Here is a 19580-nt window from a genome sequence, read left to right as displayed (position 1 = left end):
AGCGGCGCGGCCCGGTCCCGCAGATGGCCGCCGACCAGCGCGCGCAGGTCCCGCGCCGCCGGGCGCACCCGCTCCCGACCGCCGTCCGGGCCGCGCAGCGCGTACACGTCCCAGCGGCCCTCCTCCAGCACCGGATCGGGGCCGAGGACCGCGCGCCGGGCGCCGTCGTCCCCGGTCTCGGCGTCCAGGACGTGCGCGACCCGCTCCGGTTCGCCCTTCGGCGGGCGCAACCGCACCAGCAGCCGATCCGTGCCGGGCGGCAGCCCGAAGGTGATCCGGCCGTCCGTGTCCACCGCGCACCCCACCCGGGTCCGCGCCCCGGCGCTCACGACGCCGCCCCGCGCATCCGGCGCCGTACGGTCCCCGCGACGCTCAGCGCGGCGTCCCGGGCCGCGAAGCCGCGACCGGCGAACGCACCCCGCACCGAGGCCCGCCGGACGGCCGCCCGGCGGCCCGAGCGGCGCGCCGCGACCGCGTCCGCGAGCAGCCGCTCGGCCTGCTCGACCACCGGCCCCGGCGCGAACCGGCGCGCGTTGGCCAGCGCGGCCCGGCCGCTCCTGCCGCGCCGCTCGTCGTCCTGGACGAGTTCCAGCAGGGCCGCGCCGAGCGCCGCCCGGTCCCCGACCGGCACCAGGCGCCCGTCCACGCCGTCCTCGATGATCTCGCGCGGCCCGTGCGGGCAGTCGGTGCTCACCACCGGCAGGCCGCAGCGCATCGCCTCGACGATGGTCATGCCGAACGGCTCGAAGCTGGAGGCCGCGACCCCGATCGAGCCCTTGACCCACTCCGCCTCCATCGGGGTCGCCGGGCCCATCAGGAACACGTTGTTCCACAGCCGCAGGTCGGTGATGAGCCGCCGCAGCCGGTCGTGCTCCTCGCCCTTGCCGTAGATCCTCAACTGCCAGTCGGGGCGGGCGGCGGCGACCACCGCGAACGCCTCGACGAGCAGGTCGTAGCGCTTGACCGGGACCAGCCGCCCGGCCGCGACGACGACCTTCGCGGTGCCGTCGGCGGTCGGCAGCACGGGATCGGGCACGCTGTTGGGCAGCGCCTCGACCCGCACCCCGGGCAGCCGCATCTTGCGCCGGTAGGCCGCCGCGTCCGCCTCCGTCACCGTCGTCACCGTGTCGAGCCGCCCGTACGCCCGGCGCAGCGCGTGCCGCAGCCGGGGCGGGTGGTTGTCCAGGGTGAGGTGCTCCTGCCCGATCCGCGCGACCCGGCGCGGCGCCTGGAGCGCGAGGTGGACGTTGAGTCCCGGCCGGGTGCCGACGACGGCGTCCGCGCCCGTCCCGGCGAGGTGCTCCCCGATCCGCAGGTCGGTCAGCTCGCTGTACTGCCGGTAGCGGTACTCGGCGCGCGGGAACACCCGCGACGGACGGTGATGGCGCGGATCGTCCGCCTCCCGGCGCAGGTCCACCAGGGGCCGTAACGCGACCCGCGGGTCCAGCGTGAGGTTCGGCTCCTCCCGGTGGCGCAGCACCGACACGATCTCCACCTCGTGCCGCGCGGCCAGGGCCTGGGCCAGGTTGAAGGTGGTGGTGATCGTGCCTCCTATCCCGTACGCGTTGTGCAGCAGGAAAGAGATCTTCATGGTGCGCTAGACCGCCTCGACTCCGCCCGCGTTGCCGCGCGTTACCACTTCGTAGTGTGCGCCCCACCGGTCAGGACCCGCGACCGCAGCCCCGGCCGGCGTCGGCGCGGGGGCCGCGGGGCGACCGCTCAGCCGCCGTGCCCGGCCGGCTCGCCGAGGAAGTCGAGGAGCGCGGCGTTGACCTCGTCGGGCCGCTCCTGCTGGGTCCAGTGGCCGCAGCCCGCCAGCTTCAGGGGCGGTCGCCGCAGGTCGGGCAGCAGGTCGGGCAGCCGCGCGATGAGTTCGGGCGTGCCGGGGAACGCCGGGACGACGTCGCGGTCGCCGTACACGTACAGCGCGGGCCGGGAGACGACGGCGCCGTGCCAGGGCGCGGTCAGCTCCCAGTTCCGGTCGAGGTTGCGGTACCAGTTGAGGGCGCCGGTGAAGCCCCGGGAGAAGCTCTCGGTGAGCGCGTCGAGGTCGTCCTCGGTGCACCACGCGGGCAGCGTGCCGGGGTCGCGCATGGCGTCGATCCAGTTCTGCCCCGGCTCCACCAGCGGCTGCCTGCCGGAGCCCGCGCCGGGCGCGTCACCGGAGGCGGAGTACAGGAACTTCCGCAGGGCGGTGCGCGGATCGCGGCCGAACTCGGCGTCGGCGACCCCCGGCCGGGCGAAGTGGTTCCAGTAGAACCGGCCGCCGAACCGCTCCTCCATGGCGGCGAGCGGGGGCCGCGACCCGCGGAACGGCGGCGGCACGCTCAACCCGGCCACCCCCAGCACCAGATCGGGCCTGAGCAGCGCGGTGTGCCAGGCGACCGGCGCCCCCCAGTCGTGCCCGACGACGTACGCCCGCTTCTCGCCCAGCGCCCCGATCAGGCCCACCACATCGCCGACGAGGTGCAGGATGCTGTACGCGTCGACGTCCTCGGGGTGGTCGCTGCGTCCGTAGCCGCGCTGGTCGGGGGCGACCACCCGGAACCCCGCGGCGGCCAGCGGGCCGAACTGCCGCCGCCAGGAGTGCCAGGACTCGGGGAAGCCGTGCAGGAGCACCACCAGCGGCCCCTCGCCCTCCTCCGCGATGTGCAGCCGAATCCCGTTCACGTCGATCATCCGATGCGCAACCATGCGGCCGAGCCTACCCGCCGGTAGCCGCCGCGGGACGCCCCCGCCCGCCGGTCGCGACGCCCCCGCCTGAACGCGCAGTATCGCGTTCGCCGCCCATCGCGTACTATCGCGTTCTGTCCCGCCCTCGAACAGTCAACTGGCGCCGCTTGCAGCGCAGTTGCTCTGCCGTCCTGCCCAGGAGCCCTCCTTGCCCGCTCTGTTGAACTCCGTCCTCGACCTGCTGACGGTCCGGGGCACGGTCACCGCCGCCGAACCCGTCGCGACCCGGATGCGCCTGCTGCGGATCGAGGCCGACGCCCTCGCCGGGCTCGACGTCCGCCCCGGACAGCAGGTCAGGGTCCTGGTCGGCACGGGCATCACCCGCCGCACGTACTCGGTCTGGCGCTACGAACCCATCGGGGCCGTCGAGTTGTGCGTCCTGGACCACGAGGGTGCCGGGCCCGGGGCGAGGTGGGGCACCCGGGCCGAGGTCGGCGAACAGGTCCGCCTGGGCAAGCCCGAGGGGACGTTCACCCTCCGCCCGGACGCCGCTCACCACGTCTTCGTGGGCGAGGAGACCGCGTCCGTCGCCTTCGGCGCGATGCTGGCCGCGCTCCCCGAGGGGGCCCGGGTCTCCGGCTGCGTGGAGACCGCGGGCCCGGGGGACCGGCTGCCGCTCCGCCACGCCGACCGGCTCGACTGGGTCACCAGGGGCGCCGGCACGCTCCCCGACGCGGTCCGCGCCCTCGCTCCCGCGCCGGGCGGGATCGCCTACGTCGCGGGGGAGGCGAAGACGGTGCAGAAGGTGCGGCAGACGCTGGTGAAGGAGCTGGGCTGGGACCGCAGGTCCGTGCTCACCAAGCCGTTCTGGACACCGGGCAGGCGCGGCATGGAGTGACCGCCGGGTGCGCGGGAGCCGTCTCCGGCCGCGCCGGGGGCGGCCGGAGACGGGGGAGCGTCCCGCCGGGCCCTGTCCTGCTTAAGCGAAGATTAAACACGCCTTAAGGCTTCGCCATCTGTGGCCGCTTTCCCAACAGGCCGCAGTTCAGCGGCATATGAAAGATTCGCGTTCCGGTTGGCGGCAGCAACGAACGTGCGTATCGTCGGGGACCGGCGGCGGCCCGCACCGTCATCGTGAGAGCGCTCTCAAAAAGGCAGGGTGCCCGTGCGAGCGGAGCGAGCCGCCCGGAGCAGGACCTGAACGTCCCCCCACAGACAAGGTGTGTTCTCGCCATGACGCCCCGTCACCAGCGCAACCTGACCCGCCGCAAGATGATGTTCGCCCTCGGTGGCGCAGCCGTCGCGGTCCCCGCCGTCGCGGCCATCGCCCCCTACGCGCTCGCCGACCAGGGCGGCACCACCCGCGCGGCGGCCGACGCGCTCCCCGTGACCATCGTCAACAACAGCGGCTCGTTCGACAACGCCTCCGTCCACCTGTACGTCGTCGGCAACGTGGACGGCAAGCAGGTCCGCCTCACGCCCGACGGCACCGTCGCCCCCATCGCCGTCTCCGACAACGGCGCCGACGGCTTCACCGACTACGCCATCCCGCTCGCCGGGAGCGGCGAGACCAAGCTGTCCCTGCCGTACATGTCCGGCCGCATCTACGTGGCGCTCGGCGAGAAGCTGAAGCTCAAGGCCGTCACCGACGGCGCCGGAGCCGCCGCGCTCCAGTACCCGGCCGGATGGGTCGAGTCCGACCCCAACTACGGGGTGCTGCACGACTGCGCCGAGTTCACCCACAACGCGGCCGGCATGTTCTGCAACACCACCATGGTCGACATGTTCAGCGTGCCGCTCGCCATCCGGCTCACCGGCGACAAGGACCAGACCACCGGCACCCTGCGCTCCGGCGGTCGCGCCGCGGCCTTCGACGCCGTCCGCAAGATAGAGGACTTCGCCCCGCTGGTGGTCGACGACACCCGGATCATCGCGCCCGGACACGGCCTGGACGCCGGGCTGTTCGCCAAGGACTACTTCGCGCCCTACATCGACGAGGTCTGGTCCACGTACACCGGCAAGGACCTCACCGTCACCACCAACGCGGGCACCTTCACCGGCCGGGTCCGCGGCGAGCAGTTCACCTTCGACGGGCCCGCCTCGGTCTCCTTCGCCAAGCCCTCCACCCGGGACGTCCTGTTCTGCGACGGCAACCTCGCCGCGCCCAACGACGGCACCACCGGCCCCGTCGCCGCCGTCCTGGGCGCCGGGTTCAACCGCTCGACGCTGCTCAGCGACACCGCGCAGCCCGGCACCGACCCGGCCGCCTTCTACCAGGGCGAGCTGACCAACCACTACGCCAAGGCGATCCACGCGGCGACCGAGGACGGCAAGGCGTACGGCTTCGCCTTCGACGACGTCGCGGACTTCGCGTCCTACATCCAGGACACCGCCCCGACCGGCTTCACCCTCACCCTCTCCGCGATCTGATCCGCGAGGATCCCCGCGCCGGGACCCGTGAGGGGCCCCGCGCCGCCCGCTGAGCCGGGGCGGCGCGGGGCCCTCGCCGTGCGTGTGCAGGACGAGGACGGCCGGGAGACCCTCACCGCCCGCGGAACCGGGAGGGCGGCGACCCGAAGGTCCGGGTGAAGGCGGCGGTGAACGCGGCCGGAGAGGCGTAGCCGAGCCGCCCGGCCACCTCGGTCACCGTCCCCGACCGCAGCAGCGGCAGCGCCGCGAGGAGCCGCGCGCGGGACCGCCAGCCCGCCGGGCTCTCCCCCGTCTGCTCCCTGAACCGGCGGGTCAGCGCCCGCTCGCTCAGGGCCGCCTCCCGCGCCCAGCGCGCGTTGGTCACCGCCACGTCGGGCTCCGCCAGGTACGCCCGGCACAGCGCGGCGAACGCGGGGGAGGCGGGCATCCCGAGATGGAACGGCAGCGGGGTGAGCGCCGCGATCTCGTGCAGCAGCAGCGCCACCACCTGCCCGTCCCGCCCCGACAGGTCGTACTCCGGCTCGAACTCGACCGCCGCGAGCAGCAGTTCGCGCAGCAGCGGCGGCACGTCCACGACCGTGCAGACCCCCGGCCACCACGGCACCGCGTCCGGCTCGACGTACAGGCTCAGGGTGCTCACCCCGAGCATCCGCACCCGGTGCCGGGTCGCCGCCGGGATCAGCACGGCCCGCCGCGGCGGCACCGTCCACGTCCCCTCGGCCGTGTCGACGACCATCACCCCGGTCGCCCCGTGCAGGAACTGGGCCCGCCGGTGCTCGTGCCAGTCGAGGAGCAGGCCCGGCGGGTAGTCGGTGCCGATCGGCAGCACCGCCCGGGGCAGACGGTCGAGCCCGTCCAGCGCGACGTTCCTCACCCCGGCGACCCTACCGGCCCGCCCGGCCGGGACGCGAAAGAACGACGCCGACCTTCGCATGCGGGCCGCACCCGGCGGCTGGTGGACTGATCCGCGTGGATCTTCTCGCACTGCTCGGCATCGGCGTTCTCACCGGCCTCACCACGGTCGTCTTCGGCTTCGGCGGCGGCTTCGTCGCCGTCCCCGTCGTGCTGTGGACCGACCGCGCCCTCGGCCCGGACGCCCTGCGGGTGGCGACGGCCACCTCGGCGGCGGTGATGGTGGTGAACGCCGGGTTCGCCACCGCCGTCACCCCGCGCCCCGTGCTCGCCGCCCTGCGCGGCAGCCGCACCCTGATCGCGCTGCTGGCCGCGGGCGGGGCGCTCGGCGCGCTCGCCGCCCGGTACGCCCCGGCCGGACCGGTCCGCTGGGCGTTCGTCGCCTACGTCGCCCTCACCCTCGCCGACCTGCTGCTGCGCCCCGGCTTCCTGCGCCCCCACGCGCGAGCGGACGACGAGGCGGGCACCGGGCTCCCGGCCGTGCTCAGGGCGCCGATCGGCGCGGTCGCCGCCTTCCTCGGCGTCGGCGGCAGCGTCATGACGGTCCCCGCGATGCGGCGCGCGGGGCACACCATGCGGACGGCGACCGCCCTCGCCAACCCCCTCACCCTCGCCCTGGCGCTGCCCGCCGCCGCCGTCTCGCTGCTCGGCAGCGCCGGACCCGCCGGGGGGTCCCTGGCCGGGACGGTGGACCCGCGCGCCGCCGGGGCGCTGCTGCTCGGCGCGCTGCCGGTGATCGCCGTGCTGCGCCGCCGTCCGCCGCGGATCGGCGACCGGGTCCACGCCTGGGCCTACGCGACGCTGCTCGCCGCCGCGATCGCCGCGATGCTCGTCCCCGGGACGGCGTGAACCCGGGGCCCGACTCCGGTCAGACCGGGGCGTGTTCGGCGGCCGCCGAGTGGTGCCTGCCGATCGGCAGCACCAGCGGCTTGCCGGACAGCGGGTCCTCGATGATCCGGCTCTCCATGCCGTACACGGCCCGCACGGTCTCCTCCGTCATCACCTGCGCCGGGGTGCCGGACGCGTGCAGGCGGCCGTCCGCGAGGGCCACCAGGCGGTCGGCGTAGCGCGCGGCCAGGTTCAGATCGTGCAGGACCATCACGATCGTCGTGCCGCGGTCGCGGTTCAGGTCGGTGAGGAGGTCGAGGACCTCGATCTGGTGGCTGATGTCGAGGAACGTCGTCGGCTCGTCCAGCAGCAGCAGATCGGTCCGCTGGGCGAGGGCCATCGCGATCCACACCCGCTGGCGCTGGCCGCCGGAGAGTTCGTCGACCGAGCGGTCCATCAGGTCGGTCGTCCGGGTCGCCTCCAGTGCCGCGGCCACCGCCGCGTCGTCCCGCTCCGACCAGCGGGAGAAGGCGCGTTGGTGCGGATGGCGGCCGCGGCCGACCAGATCGAGGACGGTGATGCCCTCCGGGGTGACCGGCGACTGCGGCAACAGGCCCAGCGTGCGGGCGAGTTCCTTGGCGGGCAGCCGGTGCACCTCCCGGCCGTCGAGCACGACCCGGCCCGAACGCGGCGCCAGCAGCCGGGACATCGACCGCAACAGGGTGGACTTCCCACAGGCGTTGGCCCCGACGATGACGGTGATCTCCCCGGCCGCGAGGGTCAGGTCCAGGCCCTCGATGACGGCACGGTCGCCGTAGCCGAGGGTGAGGTCCTCGGTGGCGAGGGTGTGCGACGCGGTCACAGTGAGCCTCCGGCCCGGTTGCTGCGGACGATCAGGTAGACGAGGTAGGGGGCGCCGAGGACGCCGGTGACGACGCCCACCGGGTAGCGGGTGTCGAAGGCGTACTGGCCGGTGAAGTCGGCGACCAGGACCAGCAGGGCGCCGACCAGACCCGCCGGGACCAGCAGGGAGACGCCGGTGCCGACCAGCCGGGCGGCGATCGGCCCGGAGAGGAAGGCGACGAAGGCGATCGGACCGGCCGCCGCCGTCGCGAACGCGATCAGTCCGACGGCCGCCACGATCACCGTGATCCGGGTGCGCTCGACCCGCACCCCGAGCGCGGAGGCGGTGTCGTCGCCGAGCTGGAGCGCGGTCAGGTCCCGGGCGCGGGCCAGCAGCACCGGGCCGAGCACCACCACCGCGCAGACGACGGGCACGGTCTCCCGCCAGGTCGCGCCGTTGAGGCTGCCGGTCAGCCAGCGCATCGCCTCCTGGAGGTCCCACTCGCCCGCCTGCGACAGGACGTAGGAGGTGACGCTGTCCAGCAGGGCGGAGATGCCGATGCCGATCAGGATCAGCCGGGTGCCCGCCACCCCGTCCCGGAAGGCCAGGGTGTACACCAGCAGCGCCACCCCTAGGGCGGCGGCGATGGCCAGCGCGGCCACCTCGGTCTCGCCGAGCGAGAGCGTCACGATGGCGAGGGCCGCCGCCGCGCTCGCCCCGGAGCTGATGCCGATGATGTCGGGGCTGGCCAGCGGGTTGCGCAGCATCGTCTGGAAGGTGACGCCCGCGACGCCGAAGCTGAACCCGGCGGCCAGCGCGAGGACCGCGCGCGGCAGCCGCAGCGTGCCGACGGTGAAGGACGCGCCCGGCACCTGCTCGCCCGTCATCACCCGCAGCACGTCACGGGCCGGGTAGTAGGTGTGCCCGGCCATCAGCGTGGTGGCGAACGCGGCGACGACGAGCACCGCCAGGGTCAGCACGATCAGGCGCCGCCGGTGGCCGCGGCGGACCCTCCCGCGGGTGACCGCCCGCTGGACGGAGGGGCCGGTGACGGCGGGGGCGCTCACAGCGATCTGACCTTCTGTCGGCGGACGATGTGGATGAAGAAGGGGGCGCCGATCAGCGCGGTCACGATGCCCACGGCGATCTCCGAGGGGCGGGCCACGACCCGGCCGACGACGTCGGCGGCGGTCAGCAGCGTGGCCCCGGTCAGCGCGGAGAACGGCAGCAGCCAGCGGTGGTCGACGCCGACCAGCAGGCGGCAGGCGTGCGGGACGACCAGCCCGACGAAGCCGATCGGACCGGCGACGGCGGTCGACGCGCCGCACAGCACGACCGCGCCGAGCGCCGCGGCCCCCCGGACCAGCGCCACCCGCTCACCGAGCCCGGCGGCCAGTTCGTCGCCCAGGGCCAGCGAGTTGAGCGCGCGGCCGGAGGCCAGGCAGATCACGGCGCCCACGGCGAGGAACGGCAGGACCGTGCCGAGCTGCCGGTAGGAGGCGCCGCCGACCCCGCCGATCTGCCAGAGCCGGAAGGTGTCGGAGATGTCGTTGCGGGGCAGGACGACGGCGCTCACCAGGGAGGCGATCGCGGCGGAGGTGGCGGCGCCGGAGAGGGCGAGCTTCAGCGGCGTCGCGCCGCCGCGGCCGAGCGAGCCGACGCTGTAGACGAATCCGGCGGTCAGCGCGGCGCCCAGCATGGCCACCCAGATGTAGCCGGACGCAGAGGCGAGCCCGAGGTAGGCGACCGCGGTGACCACGGCGAGCGAGGCGCCCATGTTGACGCCGAGGATGCCGGGGTCGGCCAGCGGATTGCGGGTCACGCCCTGCATGACCGCGCCCGCGAGACCGAGCGCGGCGCCCACGGTCACCGCGAGCAGGGTGCGCGGCACCCGCTTGGTGACGGCGGCCTCCTCCAGAGAGCCGTCCGCGCCGCCGAGCGCCGACCAGACGTCGGACCAGGCGACGTCCCGGGAGCCGAACGCCAGGGACGCGGTCGCCACGAGCAGCAGCACGGCCAGCACCACGAGGAGCCAGCCGACGCGCACGCGCGCCGGGCGCCGCACGATGACGGCGTCCGGCGTGCGCGAGGGGGTGTCGGTGAGCGTCACGTGACCTTGTCCGCGGCCTTGGCGAGCGCTGCCACGTAGTCGTCGAGCACGTACGGGATCGACAGCGGCGTCGGGTTGGCGGCGGTGGCCAGCGGGGTGCTGCCGGGCAGCAGGTAGATCGACCCCTGCTTCACCGCGGAGAGCTTCGAGGTGAGCGGGTCGCTCTTGAGCGCCTTGAGCAGCTCGCCCTTGTCGTCGCCGTAGCCGGTGATGATGTCGACGTCGTCGAAGTCGTCGATGCGCTCGGCGCTCTTGGTGAGGACGAACTTCTCCGTCGACTTCGACGGCTCCGAGACGCTGGCCGGGATCTTCATGCCGAGGTCGGTGAAGAACTGGGTGCGGGTGTCGTGGGTCGTGTAGTAGCCGACCTGGCTGACGTCCTTGGAGGAGACGTGCGTCATGAACATCGCCGTCTTCCCCTTGAGCTGGGGGTACTTGGCGACGGTCGTGGAGATCTCGCCCTCCAGCTTGCCGATCAGCTTGTCGCCCTCGGCGGAGAGGCCGATGGCCTTGCTGTTGGTGCGGATGATGTCGCGCCACGGCGTCGCCCACGCGGCGTCCGGGTACGCCACCACGGGCGCGATCTCGCTGAGCGTCGTGTAGTCCTGCTTGGTCAGCCCGGAGTAGGCGGCGAGGATGACGTCGGGCCGGGTGTCGGCCACGGCCTCGAAGTCGATGCCGTCGGTCTCGTCGAAGAGCACCGGCGTCTTCGCGCCCAGCTCCTTCAGCCGGTCCTCGACCCACGGCAGCACACCGTTGTCGTCGTCGTCACCGAAGTTGGCCTTGGCCATGCCGACCGGGACGACCCCGAGGGCCAGCGGGACCTCGTCATTGGCCCAGTTGACCGTGGCCACGCGCTGGGGCTTGGCGGGGATGACGGTGGTGCCGAGCGCGTGCTTGATCGTCACCGGGAACTGGTCGGCCCCGGCGGAACTGCCGGCGCTCGCGGTGGACTTGCTGCCGGTGTCGTCGGACTGGCCGCCGCAGGCCGTCAGTCCGAGCAGGAGCGCGGCGGCCGTGGCGAGCACGCGCAGGCGAGGGGTTCTCATGGACCCGTATTCCACTTTCGGTTCGGGGGTGTCCGGCTCGCGGGTCCACAGGGCGGATCGCTGGGCGTGGGAGGGGGACACCGGAGGTGCGGAGAGCAACTTAGGTAAGCCTTGCCTGCGTAGCTTAAGGAGCGTGGCGGTCCGCATCAATCGAGCCTTTTCGACAGCCCGTGTAGCGATCGGGACAGCCGGGCCCGCCGGACGCCCCTCCGGGACGGCCGAGTGCCGATCCGGGACGGCCGGCGCCGATCCGGGATGGCTGGACGCCGATCCGGGACGGCCGGGCGCCGATCCGCGTCGGCCGGGTGCCGACGGGCCCGGAATGCGTCGCGCCCCGGTGGGCCCGGACCGTACCGGGTGTCAGCGGGCCCGGAACATGCCGGGCGTCATGCCGGTGGTCCGCCGGAAGGCCGCGCCGAACGCGCTCGCCGAGCGGTAGCCCACCACGTCCGCCACCACGTCGACCTCGAACCCCTGGGCCAGCAGCCGCACCGCGTGCTGGGCGCGCACCGCGGCCACCCAGCGGGCGAAGCTGGTGCCGGTCTCCGCCTGGAACGCGCGGGTCACCGTGCGCGGGCTGCGGCCGAGCGCCGCCGCCCAGCCGGTCAGCGTCCGCTGGTCGCCCGGGTCGGCGCGGACCGCCTCGACGATCGGGCGCAGCAGCTCCGAGGTGGGCAGATGCACGAGCAGCGCCCGGGGCGAGGGCCGCACCACGTCGAGGACCATCGCCTCGGTCACCGCCCGCGAACCGTCCGTCAGGCCCGGCTCGCCGAGCCGCTCCAGGAGCAGCCGCAGCAGCGGGGTGATCTCCACGCTCACCGGGGTGCCGGGCAGCGCGGAGGTGGTGCCGTAGCGGAAGAAGTGGGCGCGGAAGCTGGTGCCGGCCACCGCGGAGGCGGAGTGCAGCTGCCCGGCGGGCATCCACAGACCGAGCGTCGGTGTGATGCACCAGACGTCGGAGCCCACCACGGCGGTGGAGGCGCCGTGTTCGTTCCAGAGCAGCTCGTGCCACGGGTGCGAGTGCTCGTTCCAGCGCGTGTCGCGGGCCACGACCTCCTCGTAGCCCTTGATGACGAACGGCACGTCGACCTCGCCCGCGGCGAGCGAGGGCAGGTTCCGGGTGGCGGCGGAGGCGGCCTTGCGCGCGCTCCGCGCGGTGGGCTGGGGCACGCGCATCCGCTCAGGCTAACCGGGCCAGGAGGGGCGTCCGGCGGCGCGGGCGGCCGCTGATCCTTCCGCGCGATCCCTTGACACCGTTCGTCACTGGCTCAACACTCCGATCCGGGAGAGCGCTCTCCCGGAGTGTTCCCCGGCAACGGCCGGTCCGCTCCGCCGAGTTCGCCGACCCGCCCCCCACCGTCTCCCCTCGACGTGTTCAGGAGGTCTCCATGCCAGGGAGATCGAAGATCCTCTCAGGAACGCTGATCACCGGAGCGCTGCTGCTGACCTCGCTCGGACTGAGCGGCGTCGCCATGAGCGCCGCGACCCCGCGCGCGGACGCGGCTCTGAGCGCTCCCGCCGCCGCCCACTCCGGCCACCGCATGGCCGCCTCCACCCGGACGTCCGCCGAGGACGCGGACGGCGACGGCTACATCCCCGCCGCCACCCGGGTCGACGGCGCCGCCGCGCCCGCCGCGGACCCGCCGCACCGCTACTTCCACGAGTTCCAGGCCAACTGCGCGGTCAGCCACACCCGGCCGGACGATCCGATCGTCTACCCGGGCCAGGCCGGCAAGTCCCACGACCACACCTTCATGGGCAACACCACCACCGCCGCGGCCAGCACCACCGCCTCGCTGTCGGCGGGCACCACCACCTGCAAGGCGCCGGGCGACAAGTCCGGCTACTGGATGCCCACCATGCTCAAGGGCGACAAGCCGGTGCTGCCGGTCGGGCCGCAGACCATCTACTACAAGGCGGGCGTCACCGACTACACCAGCGTGCGGCCCTTCCCGAAGGGGCTCAGGTACGTGGTGGGCAGCCCGACCCAGACCGCGCAGGAGTTCCGCGCCCACCCCGGGTTCGTCGAGGGCTGGGAGTGCGGCGACAGCTTCTTCAACGTCGAGTTCCCGGCCAACTGCCCGAGCCGCGCCGACGTGCAGGTCAACATCCGCATGCAGGCGCCCAGTTGCTGGGACGGCGTCAACCTCGACTCGCCTGACCACAAGAGCCACATGGCCTACACGGTCGTCAAGCCCGGCACGAACGACAACATGTGCCCGGCCGACCACCCGGTCGCGCTGCCGATGATCGAGTTCAAGATGGCGTTCCCGGTCAACGGCGACCTCTCCCAGGTGAAGCTGTCCAGCGGGCCGAGCTGGTCGTTCCACTACGACTTCTTCAACGCCTGGGACGACGCCACCCTCAAGGCCCTCGTCGACCACTGCATCGTCGGCGGCCTCCAGTGCGACGCGCGCGGCTACGACCAGACGCACCCCGAGGCGGGCGCGGCCCTCAACGAGAAGTACGAACTGCCCTGACCCGTACCGGGCCCGGCCGGGCACGCCCCCGCCCCGGCCGGGCCCCCTCCCCCCACCGGAGACAGACCATGATCCGACCCCGCACGCCCGCCCGCCGCATCGCGGCACCCCTCACCGCGTGCCTCCTCGCGGCCGGTGCCCTCACCCTCCCCGCCCAGCAGGCGCACGCCGCGGGCAGCGTCGTCAAGGTGACCGGCTCCCAGGGCAACTGGCAGCTCACCGTGGACGGCAGCCCCTACCAGATCAAGGGCCTCACGTGGGGGCCGTCCGTCGCCGACGCCGACCGCTACCTGCCCGACGTGCGCTCGATGGGCGTCAACACCATCCGCACCTGGGGCACCGACGCGAGCAGCAAGCCGCTGCTCGACTCGGCCGCCGCGCACGGCATCAAGGTCATCGCCGGGTTCTGGCTCCAGCCGGGCGGCGGCCCCGGCAGCGGCGGCTGCGTCAACTACCTGACGGACACCGCCTACAAGAACCAGATGCTCGACGAGTTCCCCAAGTGGGTGCGCGCCTACAAGGACAACCCGGGCGTCCTGATGTGGAACGTGGGCAACGAGTCCGTGCTCGGCCTCCAGAACTGCTACGGCGGCGACGAGCTGGAGCGCCAGCGCGACGCGTACACCACGTTCGTCAACGACGTCGCGAAGAAGATCCACGGCATCGACCCCGACCACCCGGTCACCTCCACCGACGCGTGGACCGGGGCCTGGCCCTACTACCGGCGCAACGCCCCCGACCTCGACCTGTACGCCGTCAACTCCTACAACGCGGTCTGCGACATCAAGTCCACCTGGCAGCAGGGCGGTTACACCAAGCCGTACATCGTCACCGAGACCGGCCCGGCGGGGGAGTGGGAGGTACCCGACGACGCCAACGGCGTCCCGGCCGAACCCCGCGACCAGGACAAGGCGGCCGGCTACACCCGGGCGTGGAACTGCGTCACCGGCCACCGCGGGGTCGCCCTCGGCGCGACGATGTTCCACTACGGCACCGAGTACGACTTCGGCGGCATCTGGTTCAACCTGCTGCCCGCGGGCGAACGGCGCCTGTCCTACTACGCGGTGAAGAAGGCGTACGGCGCCGACACCTCCCGCGACAACACCCCGCCGGTCATCACCGACCTGAGCGTCGAGGGCGACGCCGCCCGGGTCCCGGCCGGCCGCGACCTCACCCTCGCCGTGCGGGCCACCGACCCGGACGGCGACCCGGTCTCCTACGAGGTCCTCGCCAACAGCAACTACGTCGACCAGAGCAAGCAGCTCGTCACGCTGCCCGCCACCGACCTCGGCGGCGGACGCCTGCGGGTCACCGCCCCGGGCCGCCCCGGCGTCTGGAAGATCTACGTCAAGGCGCACGACGGCAAGGGCAACGTCGGTGTCGAGACCCGCTCGATCCGGGTCGTGCCGCCCGCCGTCGGCGGCACCAACGTCGCCCTCGGCAAGCCCGCGACGGCGTCCTCCTGGCAGACCGGCGGCGGCGACTGCCCGTGCACCCCGGCGGGCGCCGTCGACGGCGACCAGAACACCCGGTGGGCCAGCGACTGGAGCGATCCGCAGTGGCTGCGGGTCGACCTCGGCGCCCGCACCTCGTTCCGGCACGTCCAACTGGTCTGGGAGACCTCCTACGCGAAGGCGTACAGCGTCCAGACGAGCGACGACGGGCAGAACTGGCAGACCGTCCGCGCGGTGACCGACGGGGACGGCGGTGTCGACGACCTCGACGTCACCGGAACCGGCAGCTACGTACGGATCCTGGGCACCCAGCGCGGCACCGGATGGGGCTACTCCCTCTACGAGTTCGGCGTCTACAACTGAGGACGAGCGGGAGAGGACGGCGGGCGTGGCGACGACCGACGACGAACGCGAACGGCTGCTGGACAAGCTCACGCCCGAGGCCCGCGCGGCGCTGCTCACCGGGGCGAGCACCTGGCGCACCCGGGCCGAACCGGCGATCGGGCTGCGGGAGGTGGTGATGTCGGACGGCCCGGCGGGAGTGCGCGGCGAGTCGTGGGACGAGCGGGACACCTCGGCGCTGCTGCCGTCGCCCTCCGCGCTCGCCGCCACCTGGGACGAGGACCTGGTCGCCGAACTCGGCGGGCTGCTCGCCGCCGAGGCCCGCCGCAAGGGCGTCGACGTGCTCCTCGCCCCCGCCCTCAACCTGCACCGCAGCCCGCTCGCCGGGCGCCACTTCGAGTGCTTCTCGGAGGACCCGCTGCTCACCGGCCGGATCGGCGCCGCGCTGATCCGGGGCGTCCAGGCGCACGGGATCGCGGCCACCGCCAAGCACTACGTGGCCAACGACTCCGAGACCGACCGGCTCACCGTGGACGTGCGGGTCGGCGCGCGCGCCCTGCGGGAGGTCTACCTCGCCCCCTTCGAGGCCGCGGTCGCCGCCGGGGTCCGGGTGGTCATGGCCGCCTACAACGGCGTCAACGGCGCCTCCATGGCGGCGAGTCCACTGCTCACCGAGCCGCTGAAGGGGGAGTGGGGCTTCACCGGTGTCGTGGTGTCCGACTGGGGCGCGGTCACCAGCACGGCGGACACCGCGCGGGCCGGACTCGACCTCGTCATGCCGGGGCCCTCCGAGGTCTGGGGCGCCGCCCTGGCGCGGGCGGTGGCGGCGGGGGAGGTGCCGCCGGAGGCCGTCGACGACAAGGTGCGCCGCCTGCTCCGGCTCGCCGGGTGGACCGGCGCCCTCGGCCCGCGCCCCACCACCACCGCACTCCAACACCGTTCTGACGAGGGAGAGTTGCTGCGCAGAGCGGCCGCCGCCGGGGCGGTCCTGCTCGCCGACCGGGGCCTGCTGCCCCTCGACCCCGACCGGCTCGGCACCGTCGCGGTGATCGGCGCCCACGCCGCCGCCACCCGCACCGCGGGCGGCGGCAGTTCGGCGGTCTTCCCGCACGAGGAGGTCTCCGTCCTCGACGGGCTGCGGGCCGCCCTCGCCGGACGGGCCCGGATCGTGCACGCCCCCGGCCCCGCCCCGGCCGGACCCCCACCGCCGCTCGCCCCCGGCCTGTGCGCCGACCCGCGCACCGGCGCACCCGGCCTCCTGCTGCGCGTCCTGGACCCCTCGGGAGCCGAACTCCACGCCGAACACCGGCTGTCCGGACGGCAGTTGGAGCCGCCGTGCGGACCGGACGCGCACACCGTGGAGATCAGCGCCCTGCTGCGGCCGACCGTCACGGGGGAGTGGACCCTCGGAATCGGCGGGTTCGGCCGCCTGACCCTCGTGCTCGACGGGCGCACCCTCCTCGACGAGGACGCCCCGCGGCACACCGACGACCCCGCCGTCGTCCACGTCAACCCGCCCGTGCGCACCGTCACCGCCCGCCTCGAAGCCGACCGCCCCGCCCTCCTGGTCACCCGCAGGACCCTCGCGCCGGACACCGGCCGCGCCGTCGTCGTCACCGCCGCGCCGCCCGCCGACGACCCCGCCGCGGCGATCCGGGAGGCCGCCCGCGCCGCGGCCCGCGCCGACGCGGCCGTGGTCGTCGTCGGCACCACCGCGCACGACGAGTCCGAGGGCGCCGACCGCACCTGCCTCGCCCTCGGCCCCCAGCAGGACGCCCTGGTCCGCGCGGTGGCCGCCGCCAACCCGCGCACGGCCGCCGTCGTCAACAGCGGGGGACCGGTCGAACTGCCCTGGCGCGACGACGTCGCGGCCGTGCTGCTCGCCTGGTTCCCCGGCCAGCAGGGCGGGGCGGGCGTCGCGGACGTCCTCGTCGGACGCCACGAACCCGGCGGGCGGCTGCCCACCACCTGGCCGGCCGCCCTCACCGACGCCCCCGTCACCGACACCGTCCCCCGCGACGGCCGCCTCCGCTACGACGAGGGACTCCACGTCGGCCACCGGGGCTGGCTGCGCGACGGCCGCGCCCCCGCCTACTGGTTCGGCCACGGCCTCGGCTACACCACCTGGGAGTACGAGGAGCTGACCGCGCCCGGAGACGTCCCGGCGGGTACCCCCTTCACGGTCCGGGTCCGGGTGCGCAACACCGGCGGCCGACCCGGCCGCGAGGTCGTGCAGGTCTACCTCGCCCGCCCCGGAGCCGACGTCGAGTACCCGGTGCGCTGGCTCGCCGGGTACGCCGCCGTCCGCGCGGACCCGGGACGGACCGCCACCGCCGCGGTCACCGTCCCGGCCGAGGCGCTGCGCCACTGGTGCGAGGGGTACGGCTGGCGCGTCGAACCGGGGGCGTGCTCGGTCCTCGCGGGCCGCTGCGCCGGGGAGCTTCCCCTCCGCGCCGAGGTGCGCGTCCTGCCGCCCGGGTAGCCGGGCCGCTCCCGGGAGAGCGCTCTATACCGGCGCCGGGAGCGCCCGTTAGGGTGCCGTCATGAGCAGACAGGCGCCGACCCTGGAGGACGTCGCCCGGGAGGCGGGGGTCTCCCGGGCCACCGTGTCCCGGGTCGTCAACGGCGTCCGCAACGTCGACCCCGCCATCCAGGACCTCGTCCGGCAGGCCATCGCCCGCACCGGCTACGCCCCCAACCGGGCGGCCAGGTCCCTGGTGACCCGGCGCACCGAGACGGTCGCCCTGGTCGTCTCCGGGGCGGGCGACGCCTCGGAGGAGACCCAGGACGTCTTCACCGCGCGGGTCTTCGCCGACCCCTTCTTCGGCCGGGTGGTCAGCGGCGTCGTCGGCTTCCTGCGCCCGCGGTCCATGCACCCGGTGCTGATGTTCGCCGAGACCGAGGAGAGCCGGGAACAGGTCGTCCGCTACCTCCGGCAGGGCAGCGCGGACGGCGCGCTGGTGGTCTCCACCCACGCCGACGACCCGCTGCCCGCCCGGCTCGCGGAGGCCGCCGTGCCCGCGGTGCTGTTCGCCCGCCCCGCCCGGCCCGTGCCGCTCAGCTACGTCGACCTCGCCCACCGGGACGGCGGGCGGCTCGCCGCCGAGCACCTCCTGGCGGGCGGCCGCCGCCGGGTCGCCACCGTCTCGGGGCCGCTCGCGGTGCCCGCGAGCGCCGAGCGCCTCGACGGGTTCCGCGCCGCGATGGCCCGCGGCGGCCACCCCGGGTCCCCACCGCGGAGGGCGGCTTCACCCTGGAGAGCGGCCGGACGGCGATCACCCGCCTGCTCGCCCGCCACCCGGACCTGGACGGGGTGTTCGCCGGGAACGACCTGATGGCCCAGGGCGTCTGCCAGGTGCTCGCCGAGCACGGCCGCCGGGTCCCGGAGGACGTGGCGGTCGTCGGCTTCGACGACTCCAGCGCGGCCGTCGGCTGCCGCCCGCCGCTGACCACGGTCCGCCAGCCGGTCGAGGACATGGCGTCCGCGATGGCCGGACTCCTGGACGACCACATCCGCGGCGCGCGCACCGCCCCGACCTCCCTGGTCTTCGCCCCCGAGCTGATCGTCCGCGCGTCGGCGTAGCCGGACCCGCGGTGCCCGGCGGGTGCCCGTCGGTGCGGACACCACGCCGGGTCCGCCGGGATCCGGGAGCGGCGCAGGTGCCCCCGGGCGTCGTGGCCGGTCAGTCCCCGGCCTCGCCCGGTCCGTCCGCGCGGTCCTCCGCCTCCGCCGCCGCGAGGGTGCCGGGCACGAGGCCGAGTTCCGCCTCCGCGAGGGCCGCGGCCAGGCGGCCGGGGACCGCGCCCCGCCGGTCGGCGCTGGTGTTGATGTAGGCGCTCGCGCCGTCGATCGCCACCAGGACGCGCAGCGCCGCCGTCGACGGGTCGGCGCAGGTGAGGGAGCCCGAGCCGGTCCCGGCGGTGATGATCTCCTCGATCCGGCGGCACCAGAGCAGTTCCTGCGCCACGACGTGCTCGCGCAGCGCCGGGCGGTAGCGCGAGAGATGGCGGGCGTTGAGCCAGAGGCGGCTGACGTTGTCGAAGTCGGCGCTGCCGGTCAGGGCGAAGAAGCGGCGCAGGACCGCCACCGGGTCGGCGGCGGCGCCGTCCTGACGACTCCCCGCGGGCGGCAGCAGCGCGTCCAGCTCCTGCAGGGTGGCGGCGGTGAACGCCTCGGCGACCAGGGTGTCGGCGGCCGGGAAGTAGTGGCCGACGAGTCCGGGCCGCACCTCCAGCTCGTCGGCGACCCGCCGCAGGGTGACGCACTCGAGCCCCTCGGTCAGCCCCACCAGCGCGGCGGCCGCGACGATCTCCTCCCGCCGTTCGGCCGGTGCCTTGCGAACCCGCTTGCCGGAGCCCCTTGACGTCATGCCGGACATGCTATTGAGTATGCGACCAATAAAGCAATTGGTCGTGCGACCAATAAGTGTGGACCTCCGGGCACCACCGCCCGCCGTC

The 19580-nt window shown here is 74.5% G+C and carries 15 protein-coding genes and 2 pseudogenes; 7 read left to right on the top strand and 10 right to left on the bottom strand.

Features of this window, described 5'->3' with window-relative positions; translation table 11 throughout:
* The 3 genes and pseudogenes from GA0115242_RS27085 to GA0115242_RS27075 all read right to left on the bottom strand — a co-directional run.
* Positions 1-329 (bottom strand): annotated as a pseudogene (locus GA0115242_RS27085) (transferase); the annotation flags it as partial.
* Positions 326-1591 carry a glycosyltransferase gene (locus tag GA0115242_RS27080; protein ID WP_093832943.1) on the bottom strand — a complete coding sequence of 422 codons (1266 nt, stop codon included), beginning with the start codon at positions 1589-1591 and terminating at the stop codon, positions 326-328. The pseudogene GA0115242_RS27085 and the gene GA0115242_RS27080, both read right to left, overlap by 4 nt.
* 128 nt (positions 1592-1719) lie before the next feature.
* Positions 1720-2679, bottom strand: coding sequence for an alpha/beta fold hydrolase (locus GA0115242_RS27075; RefSeq protein WP_093832941.1), 960 nt, complete (start codon positions 2677-2679; stop codon positions 1720-1722).
* 202 nt (positions 2680-2881) lie between these two features.
* Between GA0115242_RS27075 and GA0115242_RS27070 the strand changes: the two genes are divergently transcribed.
* Positions 2882-3571, top strand: coding sequence for a siderophore-interacting protein (locus GA0115242_RS27070; protein ID WP_093832939.1), 690 nt, complete (start codon positions 2882-2884; stop codon positions 3569-3571).
* A gap of 335 nt (positions 3572-3906) precedes the next feature.
* Positions 3907-5103, top strand: coding sequence for a glycoside hydrolase family 64 protein (locus GA0115242_RS27065; protein ID WP_093832937.1), 1197 nt, complete (start codon positions 3907-3909; stop codon positions 5101-5103).
* A gap of 112 nt (positions 5104-5215) precedes the next feature.
* Here GA0115242_RS27065 and GA0115242_RS27060 read toward each other — a convergent pair whose 3' ends face one another.
* The gene (locus GA0115242_RS27060) at positions 5216-5977 is read right to left on the bottom strand and encodes an AraC family transcriptional regulator (protein WP_093832935.1); all 762 of its coding nucleotides are present in this window, start codon (positions 5975-5977) and stop codon (positions 5216-5218) included.
* A gap of 95 nt (positions 5978-6072) precedes the next feature.
* Here GA0115242_RS27060 and GA0115242_RS27055 point away from each other — a divergent pair, with 95 nt between their 5' ends.
* Positions 6073-6864, top strand: coding sequence for a sulfite exporter TauE/SafE family protein (locus GA0115242_RS27055; RefSeq protein ID WP_093832933.1), 792 nt, complete (start codon positions 6073-6075; stop codon positions 6862-6864).
* 19 nt (positions 6865-6883) lie between these two features.
* Here GA0115242_RS27055 and GA0115242_RS27050 read toward each other — a convergent pair whose 3' ends face one another.
* The 5 genes from GA0115242_RS27050 to GA0115242_RS27030 all read right to left on the bottom strand — a co-directional run bounded on the left by GA0115242_RS27050 (position 6884) and on the right by GA0115242_RS27030 (position 12022).
* Entirely contained in the window at positions 6884-7705 is an 822-nt protein-coding gene (locus GA0115242_RS27050) for an ABC transporter ATP-binding protein (protein ID WP_093832931.1), read from the bottom strand.
* Positions 7702-8754 carry a FecCD family ABC transporter permease gene (locus tag GA0115242_RS27045; protein WP_093832929.1) on the bottom strand — a complete coding sequence of 351 codons (1053 nt, stop codon included), beginning with the start codon at positions 8752-8754 and terminating at the stop codon, positions 7702-7704. Before GA0115242_RS27045 ends, GA0115242_RS27050 begins: the two co-directional genes overlap by 4 nt.
* On the bottom strand, positions 8751-9797 hold the full coding sequence (locus GA0115242_RS27040; protein WP_093832927.1) for a FecCD family ABC transporter permease: 1047 nt from the start codon (positions 9795-9797) through the stop codon (positions 8751-8753). The genes GA0115242_RS27045 and GA0115242_RS27040 overlap by 4 nt, the downstream gene beginning before the upstream one ends.
* Positions 9794-10846: an iron-siderophore ABC transporter substrate-binding protein gene (locus tag GA0115242_RS27035; protein WP_093832925.1), complete on the bottom strand. Its 1053-nt coding sequence runs from the start codon at positions 10844-10846 to the stop codon at positions 9794-9796. Before GA0115242_RS27035 ends, GA0115242_RS27040 begins: the two co-directional genes overlap by 4 nt.
* A gap of 360 nt (positions 10847-11206) precedes the next feature.
* Positions 11207-12022: an AraC family transcriptional regulator gene (locus GA0115242_RS27030; protein ID WP_093832923.1), complete on the bottom strand. Its 816-nt coding sequence runs from the start codon at positions 12020-12022 to the stop codon at positions 11207-11209.
* Positions 12023-12234: 212 nt separating this feature from the next.
* On the opposite strand from GA0115242_RS27030, the gene GA0115242_RS27025 reads away from it, so the two are divergent.
* The 4 genes and pseudogenes from GA0115242_RS27025 (at position 12235) to GA0115242_RS27010 (ending at position 18705) form a co-directional block, all read left to right on the top strand.
* Complete coding sequence (locus GA0115242_RS27025; RefSeq protein ID WP_093832921.1) at positions 12235-13326, top strand: DUF1996 domain-containing protein; 1092 nt, start codon at positions 12235-12237, stop codon at positions 13324-13326.
* A 68-nt stretch (positions 13327-13394) separates the two neighbouring features.
* The gene (locus GA0115242_RS27020; RefSeq protein WP_093832919.1) at positions 13395-15143 is read left to right on the top strand and encodes a discoidin domain-containing protein; all 1749 of its coding nucleotides are present in this window, start codon (positions 13395-13397) and stop codon (positions 15141-15143) included.
* Between the two features lie 25 nt (positions 15144-15168).
* Positions 15169-17604 (top strand): glycoside hydrolase family 3 C-terminal domain-containing protein, encoded by a 2436-nt coding sequence (locus tag GA0115242_RS27015; RefSeq protein ID WP_093832917.1) that lies wholly within the window; start codon positions 15169-15171, stop codon positions 17602-17604.
* 61 nt (positions 17605-17665) lie between these two features.
* A pseudogene (locus tag GA0115242_RS27010) lies at positions 17666-18705 on the top strand (LacI family DNA-binding transcriptional regulator).
* 100 nt (positions 18706-18805) lie between these two features.
* On the opposite strand, the gene GA0115242_RS27005 reads toward GA0115242_RS27010, so the two are convergent.
* The gene (locus tag GA0115242_RS27005; protein ID WP_093832951.1) at positions 18806-19492 is read right to left on the bottom strand and encodes a TetR/AcrR family transcriptional regulator; all 687 of its coding nucleotides are present in this window, start codon (positions 19490-19492) and stop codon (positions 18806-18808) included.
* Positions 19493-19580: the final 88 nt, after the last annotated feature.

Source organism: Streptomyces sp. SolWspMP-5a-2, assembly GCF_900091845.1.
Lineage (GTDB): Bacteria > Actinomycetota > Actinomycetes > Streptomycetales > Streptomycetaceae > Streptomyces > Streptomyces doudnae.
Note: the sequence above shows the minus strand (reverse complement) of the source record. Positions and strands in the feature narration are given on the sequence as shown.

Bases quoted from the DNA above. Each gene is read 5' to 3' on its own strand.
- GA0115242_RS27080 (WP_093832943.1), bottom strand. From the start codon at position 1,591: ATGAAGATCTCTTTCCTGCTGCACAACGCGTACGGGATAGGAGGCACG.
- GA0115242_RS27075 (WP_093832941.1), bottom strand. From the start codon at position 2,679: ATGATCGACGTGAACGGGATTCGGCTGCACATCGCGGAGGAGGGCGAG.
- GA0115242_RS27065 (WP_093832937.1), top strand. From the start codon at position 3,907: ATGACGCCCCGTCACCAGCGCAACCTGACCCGCCGCAAGATGATGTTC.
- GA0115242_RS27035 (WP_093832925.1), bottom strand. From the start codon at position 10,846: ATGAGAACCCCTCGCCTGCGCGTGCTCGCCACGGCCGCCGCGCTCCTG.
- GA0115242_RS27030 (WP_093832923.1), bottom strand. From the start codon at position 12,022: ATGCGCGTGCCCCAGCCCACCGCGCGGAGCGCGCGCAAGGCCGCCTCC.
- GA0115242_RS27025 (WP_093832921.1), top strand. From the start codon at position 12,235: ATGCCAGGGAGATCGAAGATCCTCTCAGGAACGCTGATCACCGGAGCG.
- GA0115242_RS27020 (WP_093832919.1), top strand. From the start codon at position 13,395: ATGATCCGACCCCGCACGCCCGCCCGCCGCATCGCGGCACCCCTCACC.
- GA0115242_RS27005 (WP_093832951.1), bottom strand. From the start codon at position 19,492: ATGACGTCAAGGGGCTCCGGCAAGCGGGTTCGCAAGGCACCGGCCGAA.